The 567-nt window shown below is 35.1% G+C and carries 1 protein-coding gene and 1 pseudogene; both read right to left on the bottom strand.

Features of this window, described 5'->3' with window-relative positions:
- Window positions 1-231, bottom strand: a pseudogene (locus tag HMPREF1253_RS02510) (PcfB family protein); the annotation flags it as partial.
- Window positions 228-567, bottom strand: a 340-nt coding sequence (locus tag HMPREF1253_RS02515) for an ATP-binding protein (RefSeq protein WP_023055158.1), incomplete at its 5' end; no start/stop codon positions are given. The gene HMPREF1253_RS02515 and the pseudogene HMPREF1253_RS02510, both read right to left, overlap by 4 nt.

Raw genomic sequence — 567 nt, forward strand, 5'->3', positions numbered from 1 at the left:
CAGTTCCTTCAATTCTGTTTCTTCTACTGGTATCTCTTCAAGCTGTCCCTTTTTAACCATATCTTTTAGTTTTACTTCATTCCCTTTACTCCCAACGAGCTTTTCAAGTCCACCGATTTTTTCTGATTCTTTCAGTAACTTCCTTATCAAATCCAAAAGTATCTTGCTTGTTACTTTGCCGGCTCTCACTTCCATGTTGAGCGTTTTTCTTGCAATTTCTTCATTGATCAAGTCCTTTCACCTCCGTTCAGTAATCTATCTTTATTGCGAGTTAGCTTATCTCTTTGAATAAACTTTCTGAAATCCTCGCCTACAACCATAACGGGAATACACATTTCAATAATTCTTGAATAGATTCTTTGATATTCAACACTGTCCTTGCAGTTTTGAATTGTGTCGTAGGAAAGATTTGTTGTGAAAATTGTTGGTTTCTGTTTTAAGTACCTGCTATTGACAATGTTATATACCTGCTCTTTAGCATAGCTTGTATCCCTTTCAATTCCCAAGTCATCTAAAATAAGAACGGAAGTATTTACAAGGGATTCAATATATGCGTTTTTATCAAAG

Origin of the sequence: Peptoniphilus sp. BV3C26 (genome assembly GCF_000478985.1) — a bacterium.
Taxonomy (GTDB): Bacteria; Bacillota; Clostridia; order Tissierellales; family Peptoniphilaceae; genus Peptoniphilus_B; species Peptoniphilus_B koenoeneniae.